The sequence below is a fragment of the Thermosyntropha lipolytica DSM 11003 genome (assembly GCF_900129805.1).
GTDB classification, from domain to species: Bacteria; Bacillota; Syntrophomonadia; order Syntrophomonadales; family Syntrophomonadaceae; genus Thermosyntropha; species Thermosyntropha lipolytica.
This window is the reverse complement of sequence record NZ_FQWY01000013.1, coordinates 1-25,156: the sequence shown is the minus strand read 5'-3', so window position 1 is coordinate 25,156 and position 25,156 is coordinate 1. Positions and strand designations below refer to the sequence as shown.

General features: G+C 42.5%; 24 protein-coding genes, 2 pseudogenes and 1 riboswitch. Of the genes and pseudogenes, 3 read left to right on the top strand and 23 right to left on the bottom strand.

The window, feature by feature from the left end; all coding sequences use genetic code 11:
• The 19 genes from lpdA to BUB92_RS04960 all read right to left on the bottom strand — a co-directional run bounded on the left by lpdA (position 1) and on the right by BUB92_RS04960 (position 18,793).
• Complete coding sequence (lpdA, locus tag BUB92_RS05050) at positions 1–1,380, bottom strand: dihydrolipoyl dehydrogenase (protein WP_143156866.1); 1,380 nt, start codon at positions 1,378–1,380, stop codon at positions 1–3.
• Entirely contained in the window at positions 1,377–2,822 is a 1,446-nt protein-coding gene (gene gcvPB, locus BUB92_RS05045; protein ID WP_084728340.1) for an aminomethyl-transferring glycine dehydrogenase subunit GcvPB, read from the bottom strand. Before gcvPB ends, lpdA begins: the two co-directional genes overlap by 4 nt.
• Positions 2,815–4,134, bottom strand: a complete 1,320-nt coding sequence (gene gcvPA, locus BUB92_RS05040; protein WP_341372073.1) for an aminomethyl-transferring glycine dehydrogenase subunit GcvPA — start codon at positions 4,132–4,134, stop codon at positions 2,815–2,817. The genes gcvPB and gcvPA overlap by 8 nt, the downstream gene beginning before the upstream one ends.
• Before the next feature lie 19 nt (positions 4,135–4,153).
• The gene (gcvH, locus tag BUB92_RS05035; protein WP_073090953.1) at positions 4,154–4,540 is read right to left on the bottom strand and encodes a glycine cleavage system protein GcvH; all 387 of its coding nucleotides are present in this window, start codon (positions 4,538–4,540) and stop codon (positions 4,154–4,156) included.
• A gap of 17 nt (positions 4,541–4,557) precedes the next feature.
• Positions 4,558–5,664, bottom strand: coding sequence for a glycine cleavage system aminomethyltransferase GcvT (gene gcvT / locus BUB92_RS05030; RefSeq protein WP_073090950.1), 1,107 nt, complete (start codon positions 5,662–5,664; stop codon positions 4,558–4,560).
• Between the two features lie 14 nt (positions 5,665–5,678).
• Positions 5,679–6,569 (bottom strand): bifunctional 5,10-methylenetetrahydrofolate dehydrogenase/5,10-methenyltetrahydrofolate cyclohydrolase, encoded by an 891-nt coding sequence (locus tag BUB92_RS05025; protein WP_073090948.1) that lies wholly within the window; start codon positions 6,567–6,569, stop codon positions 5,679–5,681.
• A gap of 185 nt (positions 6,570–6,754) precedes the next feature.
• A riboswitch (glycine riboswitch) is annotated at positions 6,755–6,861 on the bottom strand.
• A gap of 151 nt (positions 6,862–7,012) precedes the next feature.
• Entirely contained in the window at positions 7,013–7,513 is a 501-nt protein-coding gene (locus tag BUB92_RS05020) for a metallophosphoesterase family protein (RefSeq protein WP_073090946.1), read from the bottom strand.
• A 1-nt stretch (position 7,514) separates the two neighbouring features.
• Positions 7,515–8,132, bottom strand: coding sequence for an XTP/dITP diphosphatase (locus BUB92_RS05015; RefSeq protein WP_073090943.1), 618 nt, complete (start codon positions 8,130–8,132; stop codon positions 7,515–7,517).
• Positions 8,056–8,856, bottom strand: a complete 801-nt coding sequence (rph, locus tag BUB92_RS05010) for a ribonuclease PH (protein WP_073090939.1) — start codon at positions 8,854–8,856, stop codon at positions 8,056–8,058. The genes BUB92_RS05015 and rph overlap by 77 nt, the downstream gene beginning before the upstream one ends.
• A gap of 39 nt (positions 8,857–8,895) precedes the next feature.
• Positions 8,896–9,420, bottom strand: coding sequence for a Fe-S-containing hydro-lyase (locus BUB92_RS05005; RefSeq protein WP_073090936.1), 525 nt, complete (start codon positions 9,418–9,420; stop codon positions 8,896–8,898).
• An 11-nt stretch (positions 9,421–9,431) separates the two neighbouring features.
• Complete coding sequence (locus BUB92_RS05000) at positions 9,432–10,271, bottom strand: fumarate hydratase (RefSeq protein WP_073090933.1); 840 nt, start codon at positions 10,269–10,271, stop codon at positions 9,432–9,434.
• A gap of 18 nt (positions 10,272–10,289) precedes the next feature.
• Positions 10,290–11,030, bottom strand: a complete 741-nt coding sequence (locus BUB92_RS04995; RefSeq protein WP_073090930.1) for an MBL fold metallo-hydrolase — start codon at positions 11,028–11,030, stop codon at positions 10,290–10,292.
• Positions 11,015–11,782: an acyl-CoA dehydratase activase gene (locus BUB92_RS04990; RefSeq protein ID WP_242939006.1), complete on the bottom strand. Its 768-nt coding sequence runs from the start codon at positions 11,780–11,782 to the stop codon at positions 11,015–11,017. The genes BUB92_RS04995 and BUB92_RS04990 overlap by 16 nt, the downstream gene beginning before the upstream one ends.
• Before the next feature lie 16 nt (positions 11,783–11,798).
• The gene (locus BUB92_RS04985; RefSeq protein ID WP_073090924.1) at positions 11,799–12,776 is read right to left on the bottom strand and encodes a 2-hydroxyacyl-CoA dehydratase family protein; all 978 of its coding nucleotides are present in this window, start codon (positions 12,774–12,776) and stop codon (positions 11,799–11,801) included.
• 10 nt (positions 12,777–12,786) lie between these two features.
• Entirely contained in the window at positions 12,787–13,590 is an 804-nt protein-coding gene (gene murI / locus BUB92_RS04980) for a glutamate racemase (RefSeq protein WP_073091044.1), read from the bottom strand.
• Between the two features lie 134 nt (positions 13,591–13,724).
• Positions 13,725–14,357, bottom strand: a complete 633-nt coding sequence (locus tag BUB92_RS04975; protein ID WP_073090920.1) for a GerMN domain-containing protein — start codon at positions 14,355–14,357, stop codon at positions 13,725–13,727.
• Between the two features lie 249 nt (positions 14,358–14,606).
• Positions 14,607–16,376, bottom strand: a complete 1,770-nt coding sequence (locus BUB92_RS04970) for a vWA domain-containing protein (protein ID WP_073090916.1) — start codon at positions 16,374–16,376, stop codon at positions 14,607–14,609.
• Positions 16,377–16,388: 12 nt separating this feature from the next.
• On the bottom strand, positions 16,389–17,603 hold the full coding sequence (locus tag BUB92_RS04965) for a magnesium chelatase ATPase subunit I (RefSeq protein ID WP_073090913.1): 1,215 nt from the start codon (positions 17,601–17,603) through the stop codon (positions 16,389–16,391).
• Between the two features lie 407 nt (positions 17,604–18,010).
• Positions 18,011–18,793: a LytR/AlgR family response regulator transcription factor gene (locus tag BUB92_RS04960; protein ID WP_073090910.1), complete on the bottom strand. Its 783-nt coding sequence runs from the start codon at positions 18,791–18,793 to the stop codon at positions 18,011–18,013.
• Between the two features lie 177 nt (positions 18,794–18,970).
• On the opposite strand from BUB92_RS04960, the gene BUB92_RS04955 reads away from it, so the two are divergent.
• A complete protein-coding gene (locus BUB92_RS04955; RefSeq protein ID WP_073090907.1) occupies positions 18,971–19,846 on the top strand; it encodes a radical SAM protein in 876 nt (291 codons plus the stop codon).
• 2 nt (positions 19,847–19,848) lie between these two features.
• Here BUB92_RS04955 and BUB92_RS04950 read toward each other — a convergent pair whose 3' ends face one another.
• From BUB92_RS04950 to BUB92_RS04940, 3 genes are all read right to left on the bottom strand, one after another.
• Positions 19,849–20,691: a DegV family protein gene (locus BUB92_RS04950; protein WP_073090904.1), complete on the bottom strand. Its 843-nt coding sequence runs from the start codon at positions 20,689–20,691 to the stop codon at positions 19,849–19,851.
• Between the two features lie 16 nt (positions 20,692–20,707).
• The gene (locus BUB92_RS04945; RefSeq protein WP_242939005.1) at positions 20,708–21,124 is read right to left on the bottom strand and encodes a DUF1285 domain-containing protein; all 417 of its coding nucleotides are present in this window, start codon (positions 21,122–21,124) and stop codon (positions 20,708–20,710) included.
• 103 nt (positions 21,125–21,227) lie between these two features.
• Entirely contained in the window at positions 21,228–23,909 is a 2,682-nt protein-coding gene (locus BUB92_RS04940) for an aminotransferase class III-fold pyridoxal phosphate-dependent enzyme (RefSeq protein ID WP_073090899.1), read from the bottom strand.
• A 178-nt stretch (positions 23,910–24,087) separates the two neighbouring features.
• On the opposite strand from BUB92_RS04940, the gene BUB92_RS11520 reads away from it, so the two are divergent.
• The gene (locus BUB92_RS11520; RefSeq protein WP_159432307.1) at positions 24,088–24,258 is read left to right on the top strand and encodes a hypothetical protein; all 171 of its coding nucleotides are present in this window, start codon (positions 24,088–24,090) and stop codon (positions 24,256–24,258) included.
• An 80-nt stretch (positions 24,259–24,338) separates the two neighbouring features.
• Positions 24,339–24,494: pseudogene (locus BUB92_RS11810) on the top strand (IS3-like element ISHahy4 family transposase); the annotation flags it as partial.
• A 168-nt stretch (positions 24,495–24,662) separates the two neighbouring features.
• Here the strand turns inward: BUB92_RS11810 and BUB92_RS11515 are convergent.
• Positions 24,663–25,156, bottom strand: a pseudogene (locus tag BUB92_RS11515) (Rpn family recombination-promoting nuclease/putative transposase); the annotation flags it as partial.

Here is a 25,156-nt window from a genome sequence, read left to right as displayed (position 1 = left end):
TTATTTTTTACGCGGAGCTAAATGTATAGCTTCGCCGTGTACATCGAGAACAGCCTCCATAATAGCTTCTCCTAGGGTAGGATGAGGATGGATAGTACCTATTACATCCTTTATCCGCATACGGTTTTTGACCATCATCGTTCCTTCCAGAATAAGGTCACTGGCATGGGGGCCAATAATATGTACCCCAATAATTATATCATTTTGGTCGGCTAAAATCTTCACCAAACCTTCTGCCTCACCCATAGTCATAGCCTTACCATTAGCAGCAAACTGGAACTTGCCTACTTTATAGGTTATCCCTTTCGCCTGGGCTTCTTCTTCACTCATACCCACGGTGGCAATTTCCGGGAAAGTAAATATACATCCCGGTACCGCATGATAGTGTACACAGGAATTCAGTCCTGCCATTTTTTCCACGGCTACTATGCCTTCTTCTGACGCCTTGTGGGCAAGCATCTGCCCTCCGATGACATCACCAATCGCATATACCCCTTTTACGCTAGTTTGATAGTTCTCATCTACTTTTATAAAATCCTTTTCCGTCTCTATTCCTACTTTATCAAGATTTAACCCTTTTATGCAAGGCCTTCTTCCTGTTGACATCAAAACCAGATCAGAAGCCACGGTAAAGGCTTCTTTCTTCCCCTCTACATGTACCAGCACTTCGCCATCTTTCTTCTCTATTTTCGTTACGGCTGCACCTGTATGCACATCGATATTCTGCTTTTTAAGAAATACTCCCATACGCTTGCTTATCTCTTTATCTAAACTGCCCAGTATATTAGGCATATATTCTATAACCGTAACTTTACTGCCAAAATGGCTAAAAATACAGGCAAACTCAAGGCCAATAACCCCCCCGCCGATTACCGCCAAACGACTAGGGACTTCCGTAAGCTCCAAGGCTTCATCACTGGTTATAACTTCCGGTAAGTCGGCCCCTTCTACCTGTAAACGCGCAGGAACAGATCCGGTAGCTATAAGTATATTCCTGGCCTTGATTTCTTCGCCATTTACAGCCACTGTATCAGGCGCAATCAGGGCAGCTTCTCCTTTTATCAGTTCCACCCCGTTAGCTTTAAGAAGCTGTTTTACCCCGGAAACCAGCTGGTTTACTATACTGTCCTTGCGGGCTTTAGCCTTTTCTAAACTAAATTTGAAACCAGAAACTTCAATATTAAATTCTTCAGCTCTTTTTATCGTATGAATAGCCTTGGCATTTTGAAAATAGGCTTTAGTAGGTATGCACCCGCGGTTCAAGCAGGTGCCTCCTACCTCATCCTTTTCAATCAAAACAGTTTTCATTCCCAGCTGGGACGCCCGGATGGCTGCTACATAGCCACCCGGCCCCCCGCCTATTATTACCAGATCTCTCATTTTCCCGCCTCCCATTTGACAATCGGATTGCGGGCTGCTCCTACCTCATCAATCCTCTTTACTACGGTAGTATGCGGAGCATTTTTGACTTTTTCCGGCTCTTCCTCGGCTTCCCGGGCAATTTCCGCCATAGCCTTTATAAAACCATCTAATCTTTCCTTGCTTTCAGTTTCCGTAGGCTCAATCATCAACGCTTCATTTACTATAAGCGGGAAATAAACTGTTGGCGGATGATAACCGTAATCTAAAAGCCTTTTAGCTATATCCATAGTGGTAATACCGCTTTTATCCAGCTGGAATTTGGAATTAGCTATAAACTCATGCTTGCAAAGCCGGTTATAAGGTATATGGTAATACTTGCTCAGGTGATGCCGCAGATAATTGGCATTGAGCACCGCATTATAAGCTACATCTTTCAAGCCATCCCGTCCCAAAGCCTTAATATAGGTATAAGCTTTGACGACTACCCCAAAATTGCCATAGAAATTTTTTACTTTACCGATCGACATAGGCCGATCATAGTCTAAAACATATTTATCTCCTTTTTTTTCTATTACCGGCACCGGCAAAAATTCAGCCAAATGGGCTTTTACCCCTACCGGTCCGGCCCCTGGCCCTCCGCCACCATGCGGGGTGGCAAAAGTTTTATGGAGATTTAAGTGTACAATATCAAACCCCATATCTCCAGGCCGACATACTCCCATAATAGCATTCAGATTGGCCCCATCATAATAGAGGAGTCCGCCTCCTTCGTGAACAATGGAAGCAATAGTTACAATTTCTTCTTCAAATAAGCCCAGGGTATTAGGGTTGGTCAGCATAAGCCCGGCTACCTCATCATTCATCTTAGCTTTCAGATCTTCAATATCTACCAAGCCGCGGCTATTAGATTTCACTTCTACTACATCAAAGCCTACTACATTAGCCGTAGCCGGGTTAGTACCATGGGCAGAATCAGGCACCAAAATTTTGGTCCGCTTTTCATCTCCCCGTTTTTTATGATAAGCCTTTATTATCATTACGCCTGTCATTTCCCCATGGGCACCTGCAGCCGGCTGCAGGGTAAATCTATCCATGCCTGCAATTTCACAGCACATTTTTTCCATCTCATAAATAAGCTCCAGGGCTCCCTGCACAGTTTCTTCCGGCTGATAAGGATGAATATTGGCAAATCCGGGAAGACGGGCTGCCCACTCGCCAACTTTAGGATTATATTTCATAGTACATGATCCTAAAGGATAAAAACCGCTATCAACGCCATAGGCTTTTTTCGATAGTTCCGTAAAATGCCTTACAGCTTCTACTTCACTTACTTCGGGAAGTTTTAATTCCTCATTGCGCATAAAATCGGCAGGTATTTCTAAAGTTTCCTGAACTTCACAGGAGGGAAGGCTAAAAGTATTGCTGCCCGGCACACTTTTTTCAAATATAAGCTTACTCATCATTTTCCCCTCCTAACACCGCAATCAGCTTATCAATTTCATCTTTAGTCCGCTTTTCGGTAAAAGCAAGAAGCATAGCCCCTTTAAGTTCATATCCACCAATAATCCCATGCTGGAGCAGCCGGCGGTTCATCTCCCGGGGATTATCCATCTTCACCGCAAACTCGCGGAAAAACGGTCCTTCATACTTTAGTTTAAATCCTTTTTTTATAAGTTCATTTTTGGCATATACCGCCATCTGATGAGAGCGCACCGCAATATCTTTCAAGCCTTTGGGCCCAATTAAACTGAGATAAATAGTAGCCGCCAGCGCACATAGAGCCTGATTAGAACAGATATTGGAACTTGCTTTTTCTCTTCTTATATGTTGTTCTCGGGCCTGCAAAGTCAGAACAAAAGCTCTCTTTCCTTCACTATCTACCGATTGTCCCACAATCCTTCCCGGAATCTTGCGCAGGAGTTTCTCGGTCGCCGCAAAAAATCCCAGATAAGGCCCGCCAAAACTTAAATTATTTCCTAAAACCTGGCCGTCTCCTACAGCTATATCGGCACCATATTCAGCAGGAGATTTGAGGAGAGCCAGGGAAATAGGATCAACGCTCATGATCAGAAGTCCTTTATTTTGATGTACTTTTTCACCCAACTTTTCTATTCCCGATTCCAGCAGGCCATAAAAATTAGGCTGTTGAACAATCACTCCGGCCGTATCCTTATCTATCCTGCCCAGCATAGCTTCTACGTCCATAAAGCCGTTTTGTCCTGGCACTACTTCCAGGGAAAACTTTCCTGACCAGGCATAAGTCTTCAGTATAGCCAGGTTTTCCGGATGAATGGTGTCCGGTACTATTATTTTTTTGGCTTTACCGGAAGAGGCTACCTGACAGGCCTCGGCCAGAGCTGTTCCCCCATCATACATGGAGGCATTCGAAACCTCAAGGCCGGTAAGCTGACATATCATCGTTTGATATTCAAATATCGACTGCAGTATGCCCTGGCTTATCTCCGGCTGATAGGGAGTATAAGCTGTATAAAACTCGGATCTTAAGAGAATCTGGTCTACTGCTGCCGGAACAAAATGATCATAAGCCCCAGCTCCCAGAAAACAAGGATATTCATCTACCGTTATGTTCTTTCGCGCTTTGTTTATAAGCTCCCGCCTTACCTCTATCTCACTTAAACCGGCAGGAAGGTCAAGTTCCCTCTTAAGCTTTACTTCCTCCGGAATATCAGCAAATAAATCATCAAACGAATTTAGGCCTATGCTCCTCAGCATTTCCTCGGCCACCTGCGGCGGATTAGGAGTATATTTCATCATATCTCCCCCCTAAACCCTACTCTTCCTGTTCAGCGCAAAAAGCTTCATAAGCTTCAGCATCCATAAGTTTATTAAGCCCATCCATATCCTTTATGCTTATCAAAGCAATCCAGTTAGCATAGCAATCTTCATTTAGAAGCTCGGGCGCTCCTTCCAATTCTTCATTCACTTCCAGAATAGTGCAGGCTACCGGTGTATAAACTGAAGAAACAGCTTTTACCGATTCAATCACAGCGATTCCTTCATCCGCATCAAATTCAGCATCTACTTCCGGCAATTCCACAAAAACTATATCTCCCAGATGTTCCTGGGCATAATCAGTTATACCTATATAAGCCTTATCTCCTTCCACTTTTAACCATTCATGATTTTCCGTATAGAGCAAACCTTTTTCTACCCGCATTCTATATCCCTCCATTTTTATTTTTTATTTCTGGTTCTTTTTTGATAGAAAGAATTTTTCATTACCCGGGCCTTAACCGGCTTATTGCGGATCATGATGTCAATCTCCATACCTTCAGCACTGTACTCCTTCTTTATTAGTGCCAAACCTATACTCTTGTCAAAAGTAGGAGAATGGGCTCCACTGGTCACCCAGCCTATCTCTTCTCCTTCCTTGTATACGGGGTAACCATGACGTGGTATGCCTTTCCCTATCATTTCAAATTCTACCAGAATCCGCTTCAACCCTTCTTCTTTTTGTTTCAAGAGGGCACTTTTGCCGATAAAATCATCTTCTGACTTAAGCTTTACAAAATATCCCAGACCCGCTTCCAGAGGCGTAATATCTTTATCTATCTCCTGCCCATATAAAGGAAGTTTGGCTTCAAATCTCAAAGTATCGCGCGCACCCAGGCCGATGGGAGCTACATCCTCACCTCCTGCCTTAAGTATCTCTTCCCATACATGTACGGCATGTTCAGGCTTTATATAGATTTCAAAACCATCCTCACCGGTATAACCGGTACGGGAAACTATACAGCTAACCCCCGCTATCTTCACATCAGGATTAAACCAGAAAAACTCAATAGTTTCCAGATCAGTATCAGTAAGTTTTTGTAAAATTTCCTGTGCTTTAGGCCCCTGCAGAGCCAGCTGAGCATAATCATCGGAAACATTTTTTACTTCTACCCCGGCAAAGGCATGTTCCTTTATCCAGGCAAAATCCTTTTCCACATTAGCCGCATTCACTACCAGGAAGAAATGGGTAGGATCATATTTGTAAACTAACAAATCATCTACTATACCCCCATCTTCATAACACATCAGCGAATACATAACCTGATAGTTGTTAAGTTTTTTCGCATCATTGGTAACCAGATACTGGACAAAATCCTGGGCTCTTTCCCCTGTTACTTCAATTTCTCCCATATGGGAAACATCAAAAAGTCCGGCTTTAGTTCTTACCATATGATGTTCTTTAATGATGCCTGCAAACTGTACTGATAATTCCCAGCCCCCAAAATCAATAAGCTTTCCCCCATACTTCTGATGCATGGGAAAAAGAGGAGTCCTTTTAAGACTCATAAAACCTACCTCCTTTAACCATGTTGAGCTGCTAACTGCCTTTTAAGTGCCGTTACCGTGTTTTTCATCAGATAAGCAACAGTAACTGATCCTACCCCCCCGGGTACAGGCGTTATATAACTGGCCCTTTTTAAAGCCCCCTCAAAATCAACATCACCAACAATATCCTTGCCTACTCTATTTATCCCTGCATCGATAACTATAGCTCCTTCTCTTATCCATTCTCCAGGAATAAGGTTAGGAACTCCGGCAGCTACTACCAGGATTTCCGCATTACGCACATGATGTTCAAGCATTCCCCGTTTGGAAGTCTGATAATGACATACCGAAACCGTGGCTTCTTCCTTGAGCAACATGGTAGCCACCGGTTTTCCTACAATAGAGCTGCAGCCCACCACGGTAACTTCTTTCCCTTTTAAATCAACTCCCGTTGCCTTTATCAAAGCCATTATCGATTCGGCGGTACAGGGATAAAGAGCTTCGGCCCCTAAAAAAAGCTTTCCCATATTATAAGGAGTTACCCCTTCCACATCTTTAAGGCTGTTTATACTCCACTGCACTTTGCGGGCATCAATATGTTCCGGAAGCGGCATATGCACCATAAGACCATTTATAACTGGATCACGGTTTATGCGGTCAATCATCTTAAGAAGTCTTTCTTCCGAGGTGTTTTTAGAAAGCTCAATAGTTTCATAATTTATGCCAATCTGAGCTGCTAGTTTGCGCTGTGATTCTTTGTAAACAGCAGTTGCCGGATCATTGCCGACTTCAATTGTCATAAGAAAAGGTGCTACATGCTGTTTTTTAAGCTCTTCTATTTCCGCTGCCACTTCAGATAAAATCTGATCTCTTATAACCTTACCGTAAAGCAGGTTAGGCTTCTTAACATCATAAAGTGCATTCATCCGTCATCTGCCTCCTCTGTGCTTTATTTTAGCTTTCCCTTTTAGACATGTGGTATGCAAAGATGTTTATGCCGGAGTAAAAATGGTGAGCCTATAAATTATGTGAAACATGTATACATAAAAAATTTCGACAGGGAAGAAAATGCGGCATTTTCTTCCCTGTCGAAATAGTTTCTTCAGGGGTTCGTCCGGATATGATCCTTTTGCCTGAAAGGTTCCTCCTTTGATTATGCCAGTCAAAGGTTTGCCTCTTCGGCGATTTTTTGACAAAATCCTCTCTCATATCCTTCATCCGAAAATATTCGCTTTTAGGAAGGCTATCAATAAAATACATAAAACAACTCACTATTTACATCTTTTGGACAATTATATAAAATTCTTCTCCCTCTTGACAAGCCTTTTACAAGTTAAAATTTTCACAGCTTTGTTTTTATTTGTAATATTCATAATTCAAATAATCTGACATTAAATCGTTCTCTTTCCCCGTCTATAACCATATAAGTCCCCTTGTTTCCCTTACGGGGTTTGGATGGGCTCCCCGGATTCAAAAAAAACACATCATCAATGCGGTCACAAAAAGGTATATGGGTATGACCGAATATAACTACATCTGCTTCTACTTCCAGGGCCCTATAATAAAGAAGGTTTAACCCTTCTTTTACCCGGTACTGATGTCCGTGGAGAAGATAAACCTTTTTCCCGTATATATTGATACATTCTTCTAAAGAGGCTCCAGTTTGCCCGCTTAGCAGATCACAGTTACCTAAAACCCCGGTAAAACCGACTTTAAGCTCGCGGGACAATCTTACGGCATCATCATAATAATCACCAGTAAACAGAAAATATTCAACTCCCTGCCCTTTAAGAGCTGAAACCAGCCGTTCCGTATTATGATGGGTATCACCCAAAACCGCAATTTTCTTATATTTTAAATCTTTTTCCATTTTATCCATCCCTGCTTATAAGTTCTTTGATAATCGGCACTGCCTGAAGCAAAGCCTTTCCCCGGTGGCTTATGCGGCTTTTTTCTTCCCCGGAAAGCTCGGCAAATGTAACCTGATAGCCGCAGGGAATAAAAAGAGGATCATAACCAAACCCTTTTTCTCCTCGGGGATAAAAAGCTATCCTCCCTTCACATTCCCCTCTTACCGTAAAAGTTTCGCCTTCCGGAGTACAGATAGCTATAACACATACAAAACGTGCTGTCCTTCTCTCTTCCGGAATTCCCTTAAGCAGTTGCAAAAGCTTGCGGTTATTTTGCTCATCAGTTGCCCCTTCACCGGCAAAACGGGCAGAATAAACCCCGGGTTTGCCATCCAGAGCATCTACAACCAGGCCTGAATCATCAGCCAGACATATATATCCAGTAAGAGCTGCGGTTATAGAAGCTTTTTTTACTGCATTGGCTTCAAAGGTAGTGCCATCTTCTTCAATCTCCGGCACTTCTTTCTCTATCTCTTCTAAAGTAATAACCTGAACATCTAAATCAGACAGGATCTCCTGCAGTTCCTTCTTTTTCTTCTGATTCCTGGTGGCCAAAAGCAGCTTCTTCACCTTTTTCATATTTTATCTCTCCTATAATATCCTTTTGCATCTGTATAAGTTCATTTATCCCTTTCGCAGCCAAAGCCAGCATTTTATCAAGCTCTTCCCGGCTGAAGGGCCTTCCTTCACCAGTTCCCTGCACCTCAACAAACTCTCCCTTTCCCGTCATTACTACATTCATATCCACTTCAGCTGCCGAATCTTCTGCATATTCCAGGTCTAAAATCGGAACCCCTTCATAAAGGCCCACACTTACTGCGGCTACATAATCTTTAATCGGTATAGTATCGATAATACCTGCCTCTTTTATCTTCTGCAGAGCTAAAAATAAAGCCACAAAACTGCCGGTTATGGAGGCCGTTCTGGTTCCTCCATCAGCCTGAATAACATCACAGTCAATCCATACGGTTCTTTCCCCTAAAGCATTAAGGTCTACTATACCGCGCAGCGCTCGGCCGATAAGCCTTTGAATTTCGGAAGTACGCCCGCTTATCTTTCCTTTACTTACTTCCCGTGGAGTCCTGGTAACGGTAGAGGCAGGGAGCAAAGAGTATTCGGCTGTGACCCATCCACTGCCGGTTCCTTTGAGAAAAGGCGGAACCTTATCTTCCACAAAAGCTGAACACAATACCCTGGTATCACCTACCTCAATAAGCACCGACCCATCAGGATATTTTACAAAACCCGGGATGATCCTTACCGGGCGCATTTCATCAGCAGCACGATTACTAGGCCTCTGCATAAAATACCTCCATAAAATTTATTTTTCCATAAGTTTCTATCATCTATTATAAATATTATTGCCCGCAGCATCTATAGCTACGATACAGGGGAAATTTTCTACCCTGAACTTGCGCAAAGCTTCCGGTCCCAGATCTTCATAGGCTATCGTCTCCACCTCTTTCACCTTGTGGGCCAAATAAACCCCGGCTCCTCCTATCGTTGCCAGGTAAACAGCCTTATATCTTTTCATGGCTTCCACCACTTCAGGCGAGCGTTCCCCCTTGCCGATCATCACCTTAAGGCCCCGGCTTAATAGAGGAGGAGTATAACTGTCCATCCTTCCACTGGTAGTAGGCCCGGCCGATCCTATGACCTTGCCCGGAGGTGCAGGGCAGGGACCTACATAATATATAATCTGTCCTTCGATAGCAAAAGGAAGGGGCTCTCTTCTTTGCAAGGCTTCTACCATGCGCTTATGGGCAGCATCCCGGGCTGCATAAACAATACCTTCTACCAGTACCTCTTCGCCTGCTTTGAGGCTTAATATATCTTCATCACTAACCGGTGCTTTAATCACTTTCATACTCTCACTCCCTAAATTACAAACCCTGCCCTTCTGGTAGCATGACATCCCAGGTTTACCGCTACCGGAAGGCTGGCTATATGCGTAGGATAAGTTTCTATATTTACGGCCAGGGCGGTAGTTTTGCCTCCCAAACCCTGGGGGCCAATATTTAAGGCATTAATAGCATAAAGAAGTTCTTCTTCCAGCCTTTTAATATCTTCTCTCTCATTTCTTATATCAACAGGCCTCATAAGCGCTTTTTTCGCCAGATAAGCCGCCTTTTCCATATTACCACCCACACCTACCCCTACAATGAGGGGCGGGCAGGGATTAGAACCTGCTTCTTTTACCGCCTGAAGGACAAACTCTTTTATTCCTTCTACCCCCTTAAGCGGTTTTAACATAGCTACCCGGCCCATATTTTCACTCCCCGCTCCCTTGGGCAAAACAATTATCTCTATATTTTCCCCGGGCACCATCTCCATATGAATTATACCCGGAGTATTATCACCGGTATTTTTTCTTAAAATAGGGTCATTTACTACCGAAGCTCTAAAATAGCCCTTCCGGTATCCTTCCCTTATCCCTTCATTTATCGCCTCTTTAAGGCTTCCTCCGGTTATCTCTACTTCCTGTCCCAGCTTAACCTCTACCACTACCATTCCTGTATCCTGACATAAAGGCATCCTTTCTTTTAAAGCCATATCTGCATTGGTGAGTAATATCTCCAGTATCTTGCGGGCCGTCCCCTCTTCTTCTTCCCGAGCCTTTTCCAGAGCCTTTCTTATATCCGGAGGCAGCTTGATATTAGCTTCTATCACAGCTTCACATACCCGGTTCTTTATATCTTCTGCCTTTACCTTGCGCATCCCATCATCTCCATCTATCTATATCTCGATTTTAAAACCTGCCTGGGCCATAAAAAGGCTTCCCTTATATCCCTCTTCTATTTCCCCTTTAAGTTTTTCTATCTGGTATTCCGGCCAAAAGTGAGTAGCCAGAAGCCTCCTCGCTTTTAAATGCTCAGCCAGGAGGGCTACATCGCAGGTAGTCATATGCCCGGTCTGGGCCGCATAAGAAGTCTCCCCCTTAAAAAGGGTACACTCTGCTACCAAAAGGTCTATACCCTCTTTTCCCTGGTAAAGACCAGGAAACAAAGAAGTATCACCGGTATAAAAAACCTTTTTCCCTTTACTCTCTGCCAGTAAACCATAAGCAGGCAGGGCATGCCTGGTGGAGAAAAATTCAAGATCTATACTTCCCAGTCTGCACTTCAAACCGTTTTCTACCTTTATGACCTCGAATTCTGGAACCTGCTTAAAGTATGCATACTCCCTGTGCGGTTCATCCGGCATAAAAACCTTAAGCTTTTCTATACGCCTTTTCAGCATAAAAGCCCCCCTGAGGGCATGTCTTAAAGCATATAAATCCACATAATGATCAGGGTGAAAATGGCTTATAAAAACTCCTGTAAGGAAATTATAGTCTATATACCGGCCCAGAGAGGAAAAAACCCCGTGTCCGCAGTCTAAAAGCAAAGCCGTATCCCCTTCCTGCACCAGGTACCCTGAGCAGGCCTCTCCTATCCGGGGATAAGGTGCCCAGCAACCTACTACTGTAAACTGCATAGCTTTTCATCTCCATATACACAGCATCCGATAGCCCCGTTAAGCTGAGGATAAGAAAGCCTTATTACCTTAGCTCCCGTTTCCCTGGCGGTTATATCAAGAAGGGCCTGATTAAAAGCTCCTCCCCCGGAAAAAAGCAGCACCTCACTTGCCATCTTCTTTAAATAAGAAGCAAAGCGACGGTAAAGTGCATAATTAACCCCGGCTGCCAGTTCCGGTACCGAGTAGCCCTCTACTATTCTGGCAATTATTTCTGTTTCCCCAAAAATAGCACAGGTGGAATTAAGCTCTACCGGATGTTCGCTGTAAGAAGCAAGTTCAGCAAGGCTTATCCCCAGAATAGAGGCCATATTTTCCATATACCTGCCCGAGCTGGCCGCACAGCGGTCATTAGTCATAAAATCCACCGCTTCTCCTTCCCGCACCTTTATAACCTTGGTATCCTGCCCCCCTATATCGATAAGGGTAAAATCTTTTAGCCCGCTTTGCCACAGGGCTCCTTTTACATGAGCCTGAATTTCAGGTATCTTAATAGCTCCAGCAATCTGGATAGTAATCTTGCCATACCCGGTAGCTACTATCCTGTCATCACTAAAACCTAATTCTTCTACATTTACTTTAAGAGCCCCTTTTCCTTTACCCGCATAACGGCGGTAAAACCAGATAGTATCATACACCTGGCTCTTAAAGATTTCTCCTTCTTTCATCTGCACTATTTTTACACTGCGGGACCCCAGATCTATTCCCAGCATCAACATCACCCTGTCCTTATCTCTTAAGCATGTTTATAAAAGCTTCCAGCCGCATACGGCTGCGGGCATCCAGCTTTCCCGGCTTGTCTCCTTCCAGCGTTAGAAAAGGCAATTTTATCTTTTCCCGATAAATCAAGTCCTCAATCTGCCGGAAGCAGAAGGTCTGGGTATAGTGAATTACACCATCTACCCCTCTCCTTTCTATTTCTTGCTGTATATCTTCCAGCCGGGCAAAAGCCCCATAAGGATAAGTATATTTAAGGTATTGTTCATATATATCATCAGACACAAAAGGCATAGCAAACTGCCTTTGCACTTCATTGTACACCACGCGGGCCCCCATTTCTTCCAGTACCTGATAAAGATCGGTAAATATAGGCGGAACACCTATGTAAGCCAGCCGCAGTGTATCTTTATAAGGCTGGCGCCTGGAAGCTCTGGCTATAAAAGCTTTAATCTCCTCCTCATATTTTTCCGGATCACCGTTAAAATCGCTGGAAGAAACCAGATAATAATGATTTTCAAAACCTGATACCAAGTTGTCCTTCCAGGTCATTTCATCTATCTTATGACAAAGCCTTCTTACGGCATCCAGCCTTTTCCTCACCTGTTCCACCTGTTCACTACTTACACCAAAATAGTTCATAAGGCGGTTTATATTATGTTCTATCATCTCTCTTTCCCTGACATAGGGAAAAGCAAAAGGTATTATCTTTATCCCCTTTATCTCCAGGGTTTCCATAAGGGCCAGGGTATTGCTACAGTCCCCATGCATAACAGCTATTACCGCTTCCAGATCATTTTCCAGAGCAGCTGCATAAAGCCCTTTTATCCACCCACAGGTATTGCGGGGATATCCGGCCTCTTCCGCCATTTCTACCATTTCCCCTGCTCTGGTAGAAGTTATAAATACATTGTTCAAATCCACCGGCTCCTTGCCGGCAGCCAGAATAATCTCCACCGGTATAGTAGTAGTAAATCCTATTCTGCCCATTTTCCCTACCTCATGCTAAATTTATTCTCTCTACCTTATCTATGACCTCTCCTATAAGCCTTCTCCCCACCTTAAAAAAAGAGCAGTTATCTCCACTTACATAAAACTGGTGCCAGGGAGAAGCAAGTTTATCCTGTATTAGATTTTTCGCCTGCAAAATCCCCTTTACCTCGGCTACCGTTTCCCAGGCCGGATCTACCAGTATAACATCATCTCCTACCAAATCTTTTATTACCCCGCTTAAAAAAGGATAATGAGTACAGCCTAATATAAGGGTATCAATATCTTTCTTTAACAGAGGAGTTATATATTCAGCTGCTACTCTCCTTATCTCTTCTCCTTCCAGATAACCTCCTTCAATCAAGGGAACAAAAAGCGGGCAAGCCTTTTCATATACCTCCAGGCGATAATCTATCTCTTTTATGTTTCTGGTATAAGCCAGGCTATTGACCGTAGCCTGAGTAGCAATAACCCCAATCTTTCCCTTGATGCTTATTTTAGCGGCCGCCCTCGCTCCTGCCTTTACCACCCCTAAAATAGGGAAAGGGTATTCTTTTTCCAGCCTGGGCAGAGTCACAGCTGAATGAGTACCACAGGCGACAATTACTGCTTTTACCTCGTTTTTTTGCATAAAATCAAGAATACGGTAGGCATAACTAAACAGCTCCTCCCTGGTTTTATCTCCATAAGGGAGATGAGCTGTATCGCCAAAATAAATAAAACTCTCGCTTGGCATCTCTTCCATAAGTGCCCTTACTACCGTAAGCCCCCCCACCCCGGAATCAAAAATCCCTATAGGCTTTGTTTTATCCACTAAAAAAAACACCTCTTTAGCAAAATTAAACAGAAACAAACTCAATAAATAATTTATCATTTTTGTTAAATATATTCTACATAAACTTGGGCTGTTATACAAAAACCCCCTTTTTAAAAAGAGGGGGGTTGATTTTACATATTGTAATCAGGAGTTATAGCTTCCGGCCATTTTACATAACCGGCTACCGTATCTACCTTTTTCCCTTCCACTCTTATAGCTACCTGATCGATAGTTGGAAACTGGGCTAAAGTATTGACCAGGGCATAAACCATCAGTTTTTCTTCCCGGCTGTTTCTTACCCCTGCCACCTCAGAACTCAAATCAACTATACAAACCCCATCAGGCTTTACATTTATATCTAAAAGCCGGCTCCCGGGCGGAAAAATATTTATAAAACCTGGATCCTCTGGCCCCTTAATAAGTTCTCCCACCGTAAGCCGGGCAATACCTTCCCGGCGCTCTATATATCTTTCTTCTATTTCCAATCCGCTTTTATCACTTTTTACAAAATAGAGGTCTACCTTTATAGTATCCTCTGTCCCTTTCCCTTCTCCTTCAGGAACTTCATTATCTTTAACATTTTTATTCTCCTTGGTTTTTTCTCTGATCTTTTCCAGAATATCTTTCCCATAATCATCAGTACGGGAAATCTTTATAAGCTCTTTTAAAGTAGGTACATCCTTATCCTCTGTAATACACCCCCCGCTCAGGAGACAAACAGCTAAAATAACCAGAATCATTATAAAACCAAATTTTCTAAGCATATCTCCCATCCCCTTCAGGTACTTCTTCTCTATAAAATACTTAAAAAAGGACAGAAATATGCCTTAAAAAATAAGACAGGCCATAAAAAAGAGAGCACCACATGGTGCTCTACATGAAGGAGGAGTTATTAAAGCAAACTACAGGTTGTACCAACGTGCAACAGTATTCGGTTACTTTGTATTGTATACTATTATACAGAATCATGTCAATAATAATTTTAAATGTCTTTTTTAAATTGATACTCTTTTTTATGCCATCTGCCTGCCTTTTAACATCTCTTTTTTCTCATGTCTTACAATATTTATCAGATTATCCCGGTTAAGATCATCCACAAAATATAAAATCCCTTCCCCTTTTTCCGCCACCTTTTCTAAAAAGCTGCGGTTAGAGGCTACCCCTATGCATACCAGCCTTATATCTTCCTTCGCAATAAAAGAAGCCGCCCGCAAAGTATCCGCTTTGGCATCCAGAGTCCATAAAGGAACATTGGGCACCCCATCCGTAATCAAAACCAGAAGAGGATTTTTTATCCGGCTCTCCTTAATAAGCTCTAGAGCCTTCATGATTCCATGCGCCATTGGGGTTAAGCCTGCTGGATTTATCGTCGCCAGCCCCTTTTTAAGCTCACTTTCCTTGCGGGTAAAAGGTACAACTACCCGGCTGCTCCTTTCCTGAAAAGTTACTACTGCCACTTTTTCTTTACCTGATAGCAAAAGATGCTGAGCTAAATAACAGGCAGCCTGCCTTTTTTCTCCCGCCATACTGCCTGAACTGTCAAGAAGTATACATACATTAACAGGCACATAAGTCCTCTTTTTGTAATAATGAAGGTCTTCCTTTCTTATAGTAAAATCACTATCGCCTCTAAAGAAACTATTTTTTTTAGCCTGGACAATACTCTCCGGTACGGCCAGATCTCCTGTCCAGTTTTGAGGATTATTTACGGTTTTATTGCGATTGATATATTCAATGCGGTGGCTTTTAAAATCACAGCTCCCCAGTTTATTAAAGCGTCCGCTTCCCCCGGCAGGCATTTTGCGGATACTTCTCCTTATTTCCGTTTCCAGTTCACATTTGTGATTTATTATATACTCTTTTAATTCCTGCCCTTTGCGGGTTAATATCTTGCCGGCCGGAGTATCTTTTAAAATTCCTAGCTCTTCCAGCTGCTCAATATAGTGTTCTACATCGCCCCATTTTTTCTTCTGCTGGTCTATCCCTTTACGCTTAAAAATATTGGTAGAATATGATTCCATAAACTCTTCGATTTCTTCAACCCCACCGAATTTTTCCGCCAGTTTCACGATAAGCTGATTTACATTCTCTTTTTCCGGCAAAGAAGCAGCCTTCTGCCCCTTAAACCGCTTCCACGGCAGTTTAATATATCCGGCAAAACTATCCTCCTTTTGCTTTTGCAGACCGTGTACTATATTTCTGACCCGGGCCAGTTTCACTTCCGAAGCTAATATTACCTCCTCCACCGCTTCAGCTATTACATATACCAGATAGTATTCATCACAATTCAGCCGGGCCAGAATATGCACATGATCATATCCTTCTTCTCCTGCCACCACTGGAGACACCTTATCCTGCAAGAGGTCATATAATAGGCCTTTTCCCTGGTTGGTTACAATATATATCTTGTGGTAATAAACAGCCACCATTTTGTAAAGTTCATCTTCCGCATATTTAAGCTGGGGATCCCGCTCGAGAAAATATTTGTAAACCGCCTGGTAGATGCCGCGCGCCACATCTTCGGCATAAACATCTCCCGGCTTATGATATACATCTATGTGTACCACCTGGTTTTCTTCTACAAAATCCAGGTAGGTTTTGCCGGCATCCCGGTTGGTTAATATTTTTATCTGCCCCTTTATTTTCTTTTCCGGCATCCGGCTGTGAGCCTTACGGCTTACCACTACGCTTTCTCCCAATCTTACCCCTTGATTCTGGCCCAGGTAAAGGTTTAAATAGTTGCCCACCGAAACCGCCTTATCCACATGTGCATTATCACCCATATGCTCCTCCTCCTAAAAATCCGATGGGGTTAGGCTCTTTTCCGTATTTATAAGTTCACTCCTGGTCATATCTTTAAGAGGGCGGCCTGTTTGTTTAAAATAATCGACATCTACCTCTTCACTTTGCTTTTTCTTGCGCCCTTTAAAATTAAGAATGCCATCCCTTACCCCCCGCGCATCAACCTCATTCATAAGCCGTACCAGGGCATCCCCATCAATACGATGTTTTAATACCAGGGGTATCATGTAAGTTACATCATTAACAATAGGAGTATTGCGTCCTTTTATAATACTGTGCAGAACTGCTCCCTGCTGCATAGCCTCAATAGCCCTTATACTTTCCAGATTATGCTTAATGTAAAGCCGGGCAATAAAATTGCGCAGGAAATCAGGCAAATCAGTCTGCATATAAGTTTGTGCCCATTTAATTATATTCTGCCGGTATTTATCATTTTGCTGCCTGTCATATTCGGGATCAGTTTTGCGGAAAGATTTATTTAATTTACCGCAGTGAGAATTTTCTCTTAAAATATTAGCCAGAATATCAACTGAATTAGGCCTTCCCATATAACAAACCATGTCAAAACGGTCGGAAAGCTGTCTTCTTATTTCTTCCAAAGGCCCCGGTTCTTCATCAGGGTTAGAAGCCGCCCATACCGAAACATTTACGGTAATATCAACTACCGGAAGCCCTGCTTCTTCAATTTGAATATGCCCTGGTTTATTTCCCATAACATCAAGTAAAATATCGGTAATTTCTGGAGAAGTATCTGCTAGGCGGTTTATCTCATCAACAAATATTATTCCTCGATGGGCTTGAGGTATAAGTCCTGGCAAAAGACGTGCTTCAGGGTGAAGACGATCTGTAAGCTGGCTTAAGTCAATACTACCGGCTACTGTGCCCACTTTTGCTGAATGCGAAATTTCTAAAAAAGGCATGGGTATCTCTTCGGTGCCAATTCTCATGATTTCTTCTTTGGTCATATTTCGGTGCTCCGGACAATGAGGATTTTCCGGATCACAATTATAAATACAGCCTTTTATACGGGTTATGTTGGGCAAAATATCTTTAGCTGCCCGCATTATAGTAGTCTTACCCGTCCCGCGCAAACCTTCAGCATGAATATGCAGCGGCTCCCCTGCATAGGTAGATACTATAGACATAAGTACCATGTCAAAAAGGGCTGCATTGCCATCATACCGTTCCAATCTGTAAAAGGGTACCATAAATCATTCCCCCTATCAAAAACTTTCCGAAGCTTATACTCTGTTATAATTGATCTCCTAGCTAGAAGCAAGAACCTTTATTTGCCGCTCTTCCTCCTTCCTTTATATGATCCCCGTTCCTCGCCTCTATTTTAACTATATAGCATCTTGTGATTTTTTTCTCTATTCTAGTCATAATCAGCAGGTAAACGGGAATATTTGGTCCTACCTTGTTATTTTAATAACAAAATTACATTGCAAGTAAAAAAAAGGAGATTTTAAAGGTATTCCTTTCCGCAAATCTCCTGAAAATAGCCTTTTTGTTCTTTTCTGATATTTCAGACAACTAGTATAAATGGTATAAAAAAAGGTATAAAATGCTTTTTTTAGCTATTAGCTGCCCGTTTTATTTATCAGTAAATATTTCGCTAAATCCCCATCCTCTGCCGCAAAACTTTAGCCCGGGATCGGCTTAAGATAATATTTTTGGGGCAGCCATCCAGTTTTAAAATATAAGACCCTTCCCCAAAGTTTATTATTTCTTTTATATAGTTGAGATTTACGATAAAAGCCTGATGAGCCCTGAAGAAATGAATATCATCTAACCTGTTTTCCAGCTCTCCCAATGTATAACTGCTGGCATAAGTCTCATCTTTAGTACAGATGATAACTTTCTTACCCTGGCTTTCGCAGTAAATAATATTTTCCTGAGGTACCAGGGTAATTTTGCCTTTTTCCCTTATCGGGAGCTTGTTAGCATATACTTCATGGCTTTTATATCTTTCCAGCATAAAATCAATACGCTCTTTTAGCTTATTCCGCACTAACTGATCAATGATATCTTTATGGGCCATCCTGTATTTAGCCCGTTCAATAGTCTTAGCCAGCCGGTTCTGTTCAATCGGTTTTATTATATAATCCAAAGCCCCCAGTTCAAATGCTTCTACCGCCATCTCCCTTTTAGCGGTAACAAAGGCAAAAAGGGGCGGCTCCTTTAAGGTCTTAAGCTTGGAAGCTGTTTCTAAACCTCCCATCTCCGGCATCCCGATATCTAAAAAAACCAGATCGATCTTCTTTTCCTGGCAAAAAAGCAAAGCTTCTAGCCCGTGTACAGCTTCACCTACTATTTCTATTTCACTGAACTGTTCTAAGACATAGCGCAAAACTATTCTTTCTCTTTGGTCATCATCTACGATAAGTACCTTTATCATACTTTTCTTTCCTCTGCCTGATTATTCATAATCTTGTTTATTTTGTGCCTTTTAGAACTAACTTCAGTTTTTTTTATCATATAATTAATTTTAAAACAAAACAACCTCTAATTTTCCTTTATATTTAAAACTATCCCATTATGTAGTAATCTAAATAAAGAAAGGAGGTTTTTATAAATGCGGTATGAAGGAACTATCTATCGCCCGCCCAGTGAAGCAAACAGCTTATTAATCCAGGCTACTATCGGCTGTCCGCATAACAAATGCACCTTTTGCGCCATGTACAAGAATACAAAATTCCGCATAAGGCCGGTAGAAGAAATAAAAGAAGACCTTCTGGCAGCACGCCACTACTATGGCGACATAGTAGAATCCATCTTTTTCCCCGATGGTAATACCATAATTATGAAAACAGATCAGCTGGTGGAAATATTCAGCTATGCCCATGAGCTTTTTCCCCGCCTCAAACGCATAACTGTTTACGGCTCGGCCCGCTTTGTAGATAAAAAAAGCGAACAGGATTTATTAAGGCTGAAAGAAGCAGGGCTTACGCGGGTACATACCGGCATGGAAAGCGGTGATGATACTGTACTGGCTAATATATGCAAAGGAACTAGCTCCGAACAGATTATTCGTGCCGGCCTTAAGCTGAAAGCAGCCGGTATCGAAGTCAGCGAATACTATCTGGTAGGAATCGGGGGCAAAGAACTCAGCACCAGCCATGCCGTTAACAGTGCCCGTACCTTAAACGCTTTTAGTCCCGAGTTTATCCGCCTGCGTACTTATGTACCGGTACCTTTTACTCCTCTTTACGAAGATTATAAAAAAGGCATATTCAAACTCTTAAGCCCGCATGAAGCCTTAAAAGAAGTACGCCTGCTCATATCCCATCTGGAATGTGAAGGAAGCATAGTACTAAGCGATCATGTATCCAACTACTGGAATATACAGGGAAAGCTGCCGCAGGATAAAGAAAAAATGCTCCACCAGATCGATGAAGCATTAAAAATAGATGAAAAATATTTTCGGCCTCCCCATATAAGCAGGCTGTAAGATTAAAAATTAATCATCAAACCGCCTTCTCCCGCATAGGTGCCAACTGTAGCACTCATATCTGATACTATCATTTTTCGCGGGTTAAAGCGGTTTTTTATCTGTTCCGCAAGCTGATGGGCTTCCTCCAGGCAGTTTACATGGCTTATCCCTACTATTTTGCTCCCCATAACCTGACCTGCTATCTCTTCCACCATTTCTACCATTCTCTTTATTGCCTTTTTACGTCCCCTTACTTTTTCTACGATTTCAGGCACCCCTTTAGCATTTCCCCGCAAAATAGGCTTTATGTGCAAAAAGTCAGCTGCCAGGCCTTCCAGGCGGCTGAGCCTTCCGCCTTTAACTACATTTTCCAGGGTATCCAGGGTAAAAATCACTTCTCTTTCCTTTCTTATTTTTTCCATCTCTCTAACTATGGTTTCCAGACTTAATCCCTTAAGGCCCATTTCACAAGCCTTAATCGCCATTATCCCGGTTCCCAGAGAAGCAGTAAGGGTATCAAATATTTTAATCTTATCAGTTTTAAGCATATCTTTAGCCAGACAAGCAGCCTGATAGGTGCTGCTGAGCCCTGAAGATATGCTGACAAAAATAACTTCCCCCGCTTCCTTAAGTCCCCGTTCAAAATATTCTATCAAGGTATGAGGATCAGGTGCTGCCGTTTTGGGTAAAATTTTCGAACGGCGCATTTTTTCCACAAACAGGCGAGGATTAAGTTCAAAGCGATCCAGGTAAGTCTTGCCATCATCAAAAGTAACCTTTAAAGGCACCATCTCTATACCGTATTTTTCCAGTTCTTCCTCGGGCAAATCGCAGGAAGTATCGGTGATAACCTTTAGAGCCACTTTTTTACCTCACTTTCTAACATTTATTAAGGCCGGGAGGCACTATATAGACATCTTCACCCCGAAAATCAAAATAATCGCTCAATTTCCAATAAACTCCCCGGCTCAGACGGGTATCCCCTTCCCACTTAAAAGTAATATAGGGAACATCGCCTTTAAATATTATTTTCATCTCCTTATCCAGCAGCATCTCTTGCAAATCATGAAACACCAGTTTAATCTTTCCCGCTTCTTCCGTTATGCCGATAGCATAAAAAGGGACATCTTCCACAATCAGAGGGTTTCTTTCTTCGCCCATTTCTATATAGTAATTACCCTTATCATCTCTTTTTATATGGCTAGCCAGGATATTAAGTATGTTGCGTCTAAACATCTCAGCCTGCCCGTAATACCACTTGCCATTTTTGCGAATAGTTATAGGTTGAGCTTCCACCTCTATTCCCCCTCACATTTTACCTGTTTCTTTATAGCTTACATCAGTCCCAAAAAAAGTAAAGCCTGTTTAAAGCTTTACCTTAAATTATATCTTGCTATAATTAAATACTTTCTGCTTTTTTCATGCGCAGGGCATTATTATAAATCCTCTCTATATCTTCATCGGTTACTTCCCGTCCTCCCATTACCAATCCTGCCAGCTTAAAGCCATGCTTTTCGCCCAAACCTCGCAAATAAGCCACCGTTTCCAAAGAAAGCTTGCTTCCTATACTGTAATCATTATAATCACCTTCCAGAGCCAGAAGAACTGTTTCCGAAAGACAGGCCAGGCTCACACCATCCCGATAGCCAAAATTAGGCCCGAAAACTACCGGGTCAGGATACTCAACCAGCCCTCCTTCCAAAATCAGCACATCATCCCTCTTATCCAGGACTTCAGGAGAAACATCAGCCGGTCTTGCTACATCGCAAACTACCGCTCCCGGTTTAAGGTGATGAGGATAAATTATATAGTCCGGAGAATTGCTGGCCGCAATTATAAGATCACACCTGGGCAAAGTATTTTCAATATCCAGGCTGAAGTTTACCGGTAAGCTTATCCCCAAATAATCGCAGATTTCCTGCAGAAGCTCCATACTAAAATCATTGTTCATCTCCCATTTATTCTTCAGTTCGCGTGCTTTTTCATCATTTTTGCGCTCCAAGAGGCTTAACACCTCATCCAGCCAGGCACTCAAGCCTTTTATCTTCCCTTCCTTTCTTCGGCGGTAAGCATAAGCCAGCATCTCATTAAGCAGAGAATTGAGCCGGTTTTTGCTGCTCACTGGATGTTCCGGATTACCAAGGAGGGTAATATATCTTACCTCTTCTGACATAATAAGAGCACAAGCCCGGCCAATAGAGCCAGTAGCTCCCACTACTGCCCCCCGGGATTTCGGCACATCTATATGCATTTTCCCGGCTCCCAAGAACAAAGCTTCCAGCGCCATTATCGTCGTAAAACTGTTACCGCTGGTAACTGCTACCCCTCTTCCCTGTACCGCTCTTCCGCCTCTGGTAACTACGGATGACAAGGCTCCTAATCCTACTATCCTGGCCCCCAGGTCTCTTCCCAGATCAACTGCTTTCTGTACTGCCTCTACCGTAACTTCACGCGGCAGACTCATTATTTGCTTGCCGCCGTAAGGTATACCTATAAGCCAGCCCTGCGCAATTTTTCCTGTCTTAGACCTTATAGCCGGCATATGGCATACTACTCCGGGTTCATCATAAGAAGTCTGCCAGTCCATAAACCGGTAAAGCTCTTCCCGGCTAAAAGAAGCAAAAGAAGGATTATTGATCACCACATCTTCCGGTCCCGGATAATGGATGATAAAGGCAAATTTTTCTGTAGCCTCTTCTCCTTCCTGCAAAGAAGAACCTTTAATCTTCCTGCTTATCCCCCGATAATCATCTATTTTTTCCGGTTTGGCATAATCTCCCAATAGATAACGGTAAAGTTTGGCATAATCCCTCTTTTCTAGTATCTGGCAAACCTTTTCTAAAGCCTCCATCACATAATCTATCTCGCTGTAGGTTACCGTAAGAGGAGGCTCCAGCCTTAAAGTCATGGGATTATTAAGAAACGGGGCCAGCCTTATATTATAAACATTCAGCAAAAATCCAGCTAAAAGAGCGGTAAATCCTTTAACATCAGCCAGATAGGCCATATCAAAAGATCCGCAATCACAAAATTCATAAAACTCTATCCCTACCATAAGGCCTTTGCCCCGGACCTCTTTGATAACCTCGGGATATTTCCTTCCCAGCGCATAAGCCTTTTCTAAAAGATAATCTCCTTTAGCCTTAACCTCTTCTATAAAACGGCGGTTATCCCGGGTAAGATAGTCCAAAACTGCAAGACCTACCGCACAGGTAAGATTATTATTGGCAAAGGTTGAGCTGTGTAAGGATCCAAAATCATCATTATATACGCGGGGGGAGCTTAAACATACCCCCAGAGGAACCAGCCCCCCTCCCAGCGCTTTAGCCAGAAGCATCACATCTGGCTCTACCCCTTCTTCCTCACAGGCAAAAAGATAGCCCGTACGTCCCAGTCCCGTTTGAATTTCATCCACAACAAAAACAACCCCGTATTTTCGGCATAACTCTTCTGCTTTCTTTAAATATCCCGGTTGGGCAGGAATCATCCCTCCTTCTCCCTGTACCGGCTCTACAATAAAACCGGCTATTTCTCCTTCATACTCGCGCAGCACCTTTTCCAAAGCTTCTATATCATTATAAGGTATATGCACAAAACCAGGAACCGGCGCTCCAAAAGGAGTCTGATAAACCTCCCTTCCAGTAGCCGAAAGCGCTCCCAAGGTTTTCCCATGAAAACTTTTTATAGTCGAAACTATTATCTTCCTTCCCGTAGCTGACCTTGCCAGCTTAATAGCCGCTTCTACTGCCTCCGCTCCGCTCTGGCAGAAAGTAGAATAAGTAAGATCCCCCGGAGATAGTTCCATAAGTTTGCGAGCCAGCCGCAAAGCTTCTCCCGGCAGTGACGGCTGGGTGAGGCTGGGTATTTTATTCCGGCGCACCCTGTCCAGAGCTTCCCATATAAATTCCGGGTTATAGCCAAAAGGTATAGCTCCATACTGCGCAATAAAATCAAGATAACGTACCCCATCCTGATCGGTAAGATAATTGCCTTCTCCATATACATAATCTTTATCTAACCTGAAAGTCTTTAAAAGCCTAGCTACAGTCGGATTAAGCAGCTCATCATATCTAATCTCCATTAGACTCCTCCTTTTATATGTGCACATTATTGTGCAAGTTCGCTGGCTACCTATATTGTATGGATTTACGCCTGATTGTCAAATTTTTTAGCCTGCATAAAAAAGCGTTTTTGGGGGAAATAGTAATAACAGGCAAATCATAAATAACAAATTTTACAAATTGAAAGGAGGAGCTGATTTGAACGGCGAAAATGCTAATGGCAACAATACCATAAAATTTGAAAAAACCGAGACCGGCTACGATCTTGGAACTTTTAATTTTCTAAGAGCCGGCTGGTGGATCTGGCACATCATAGCTATACTGGGCATTTTTTATCTAGGCTGGGTATTTGGAGGTGCTATTTTTTAAAAAACTACCCAAACAAAAAAGGGAATATTTACTTACTTGAAACAAGTAAATATCTCGTCAGGCTGTCAACAAAGTCATTGTTGGCAGCCATTTTTACTGATAATGGATCACAGTTTATGTTAGCTAAATTTGATAAAACTTGCCAGGAATTAAAATTGATACATGAGAGAATACCCGTAAAAACTTCTAATATGAATGCGCATATAGAGGCATTTCATTCCGTTTTGGAAGAAGACTATTCCCCTTTATCTGGCAATAATCTTATTCCCAGGATTCACCAATACCACTAATGCTATATTTCTGTTCAAGTCGTGCAGTAGAGGCAAATTCCCCTTATAAAACAGCAAAAAAAGTTTTCCCGAGTCATTTTTAACCTTTTTGCTAACAACCATCCCCTGTACTCTTTAATTCAAATTTTTCTTTAACTCCTCTATTCTCTCTACCGAAAGTCCCGTCAATCTAGAAATAAGTTTTACATCTAATCCTTCTCGCAAAGCATTCAGCGCCGCTTTTTCTATACCTTTTTCTATACCTTTTTCTATACCTTTTTCTATACCTTTAGCTATACCTTGCTCTATACCTTTCCTTATCCCTTCCTCCATACCCTCTCTTCTCCACTTCTCCGCTAAGGTCATTAAATCCTCCCTCCTCTCAGGCAGTATTTTCTCTATACATTCTATAAGGATTTCCTCATCTATTTTTTCTACCGCTCCTAATATATATTCTATTATACTCACCTGCAGATAGCTATATCCCCTCTCCATCTCTCTCATCTGCCAGAATATCTTTTCTACCTCTACCTTTATTCTTCCCTCGTCTAGGCCTTTCTTTAACAACAATAATTTAAGAAATATTTTCAGCATTATATCATTTATATCCTCTATATCCGTCTCTTCCC

Bases quoted from the DNA above. Each gene is read 5' to 3' on its own strand.
- rph (WP_073090939.1), bottom strand. From the start codon at position 8,856: ATGCAGAGGCCTAGTAATCGTGCTGCTGATGAAATGCGCCCGGTAAGG.
- gcvPA (WP_341372073.1), bottom strand. From the start codon at position 4,134: ATGAAATATACTCCTAATCCGCCGCAGGTGGCCGAGGAAATGCTGAGG.
- BUB92_RS04970 (WP_073090916.1), bottom strand. From the start codon at position 16,376: ATGGGTGATAATGCACATGTGGATAAGGCGGTTTCGGTGGGCAACTAT.
- BUB92_RS04955 (WP_073090907.1), top strand. From the start codon at position 18,971: ATGCGGTATGAAGGAACTATCTATCGCCCGCCCAGTGAAGCAAACAGC.
- BUB92_RS04965 (WP_073090913.1), bottom strand. From the start codon at position 17,603: ATGGTACCCTTTTACAGATTGGAACGGTATGATGGCAATGCAGCCCTT.
- BUB92_RS05005 (WP_073090936.1), bottom strand. From the start codon at position 9,420: ATGAAAGTGATTAAAGCACCGGTTAGTGATGAAGATATATTAAGCCTC.
- gcvH (WP_073090953.1), bottom strand. From the start codon at position 4,540: ATGCGGGTAGAAAAAGGTTTGCTCTATACGGAAAATCATGAATGGTTA.
- BUB92_RS05015 (WP_073090943.1), bottom strand. From the start codon at position 8,132: ATGAAAAAGGTGAAGAAGCTGCTTTTGGCCACCAGGAATCAGAAGAAA.
- gcvPB (WP_084728340.1), bottom strand. From the start codon at position 2,822: ATGAGTAAGCTTATATTTGAAAAAAGTGTGCCGGGCAGCAATACTTTT.
- BUB92_RS04985 (WP_073090924.1), bottom strand. From the start codon at position 12,776: ATGGGCAGAATAGGATTTACTACTACTATACCGGTGGAGATTATTCTG.
- BUB92_RS04975 (WP_073090920.1), bottom strand. From the start codon at position 14,357: ATGCTTAGAAAATTTGGTTTTATAATGATTCTGGTTATTTTAGCTGTT.
- BUB92_RS04990 (WP_242939006.1), bottom strand. From the start codon at position 11,782: ATGCTGGGAATAGATCTGGGGTCCCGCAGTGTAAAAATAGTGCAGATG.
- gcvT (WP_073090950.1), bottom strand. From the start codon at position 5,664: ATGAGTCTTAAAAGGACTCCTCTTTTTCCCATGCATCAGAAGTATGGG.
- BUB92_RS05025 (WP_073090948.1), bottom strand. From the start codon at position 6,569: ATGAATGCACTTTATGATGTTAAGAAGCCTAACCTGCTTTACGGTAAG.
- BUB92_RS05020 (WP_073090946.1), bottom strand. From the start codon at position 7,513: ATGGAAAAAGATTTAAAATATAAGAAAATTGCGGTTTTGGGTGATACC.
- BUB92_RS04960 (WP_073090910.1), bottom strand. From the start codon at position 18,793: ATGATAAAGGTACTTATCGTAGATGATGACCAAAGAGAAAGAATAGTT.
- lpdA (WP_143156866.1), bottom strand. From the start codon at position 1,380: ATGAGAGATCTGGTAATAATAGGCGGGGGGCCGGGTGGCTATGTAGCA.
- BUB92_RS04995 (WP_073090930.1), bottom strand. From the start codon at position 11,030: ATGCAGTTTACAGTAGTAGGTTGCTGGGCACCTTATCCCCGGATAGGA.
- BUB92_RS04940 (WP_073090899.1), bottom strand. From the start codon at position 23,909: ATGGAGATTAGATATGATGAGCTGCTTAATCCGACTGTAGCTAGGCTT.
- BUB92_RS05000 (WP_073090933.1), bottom strand. From the start codon at position 10,271: ATGCGCAAGGTAAAGGCAGAAGATATAAAGAACCGGGTATGTGAAGCT.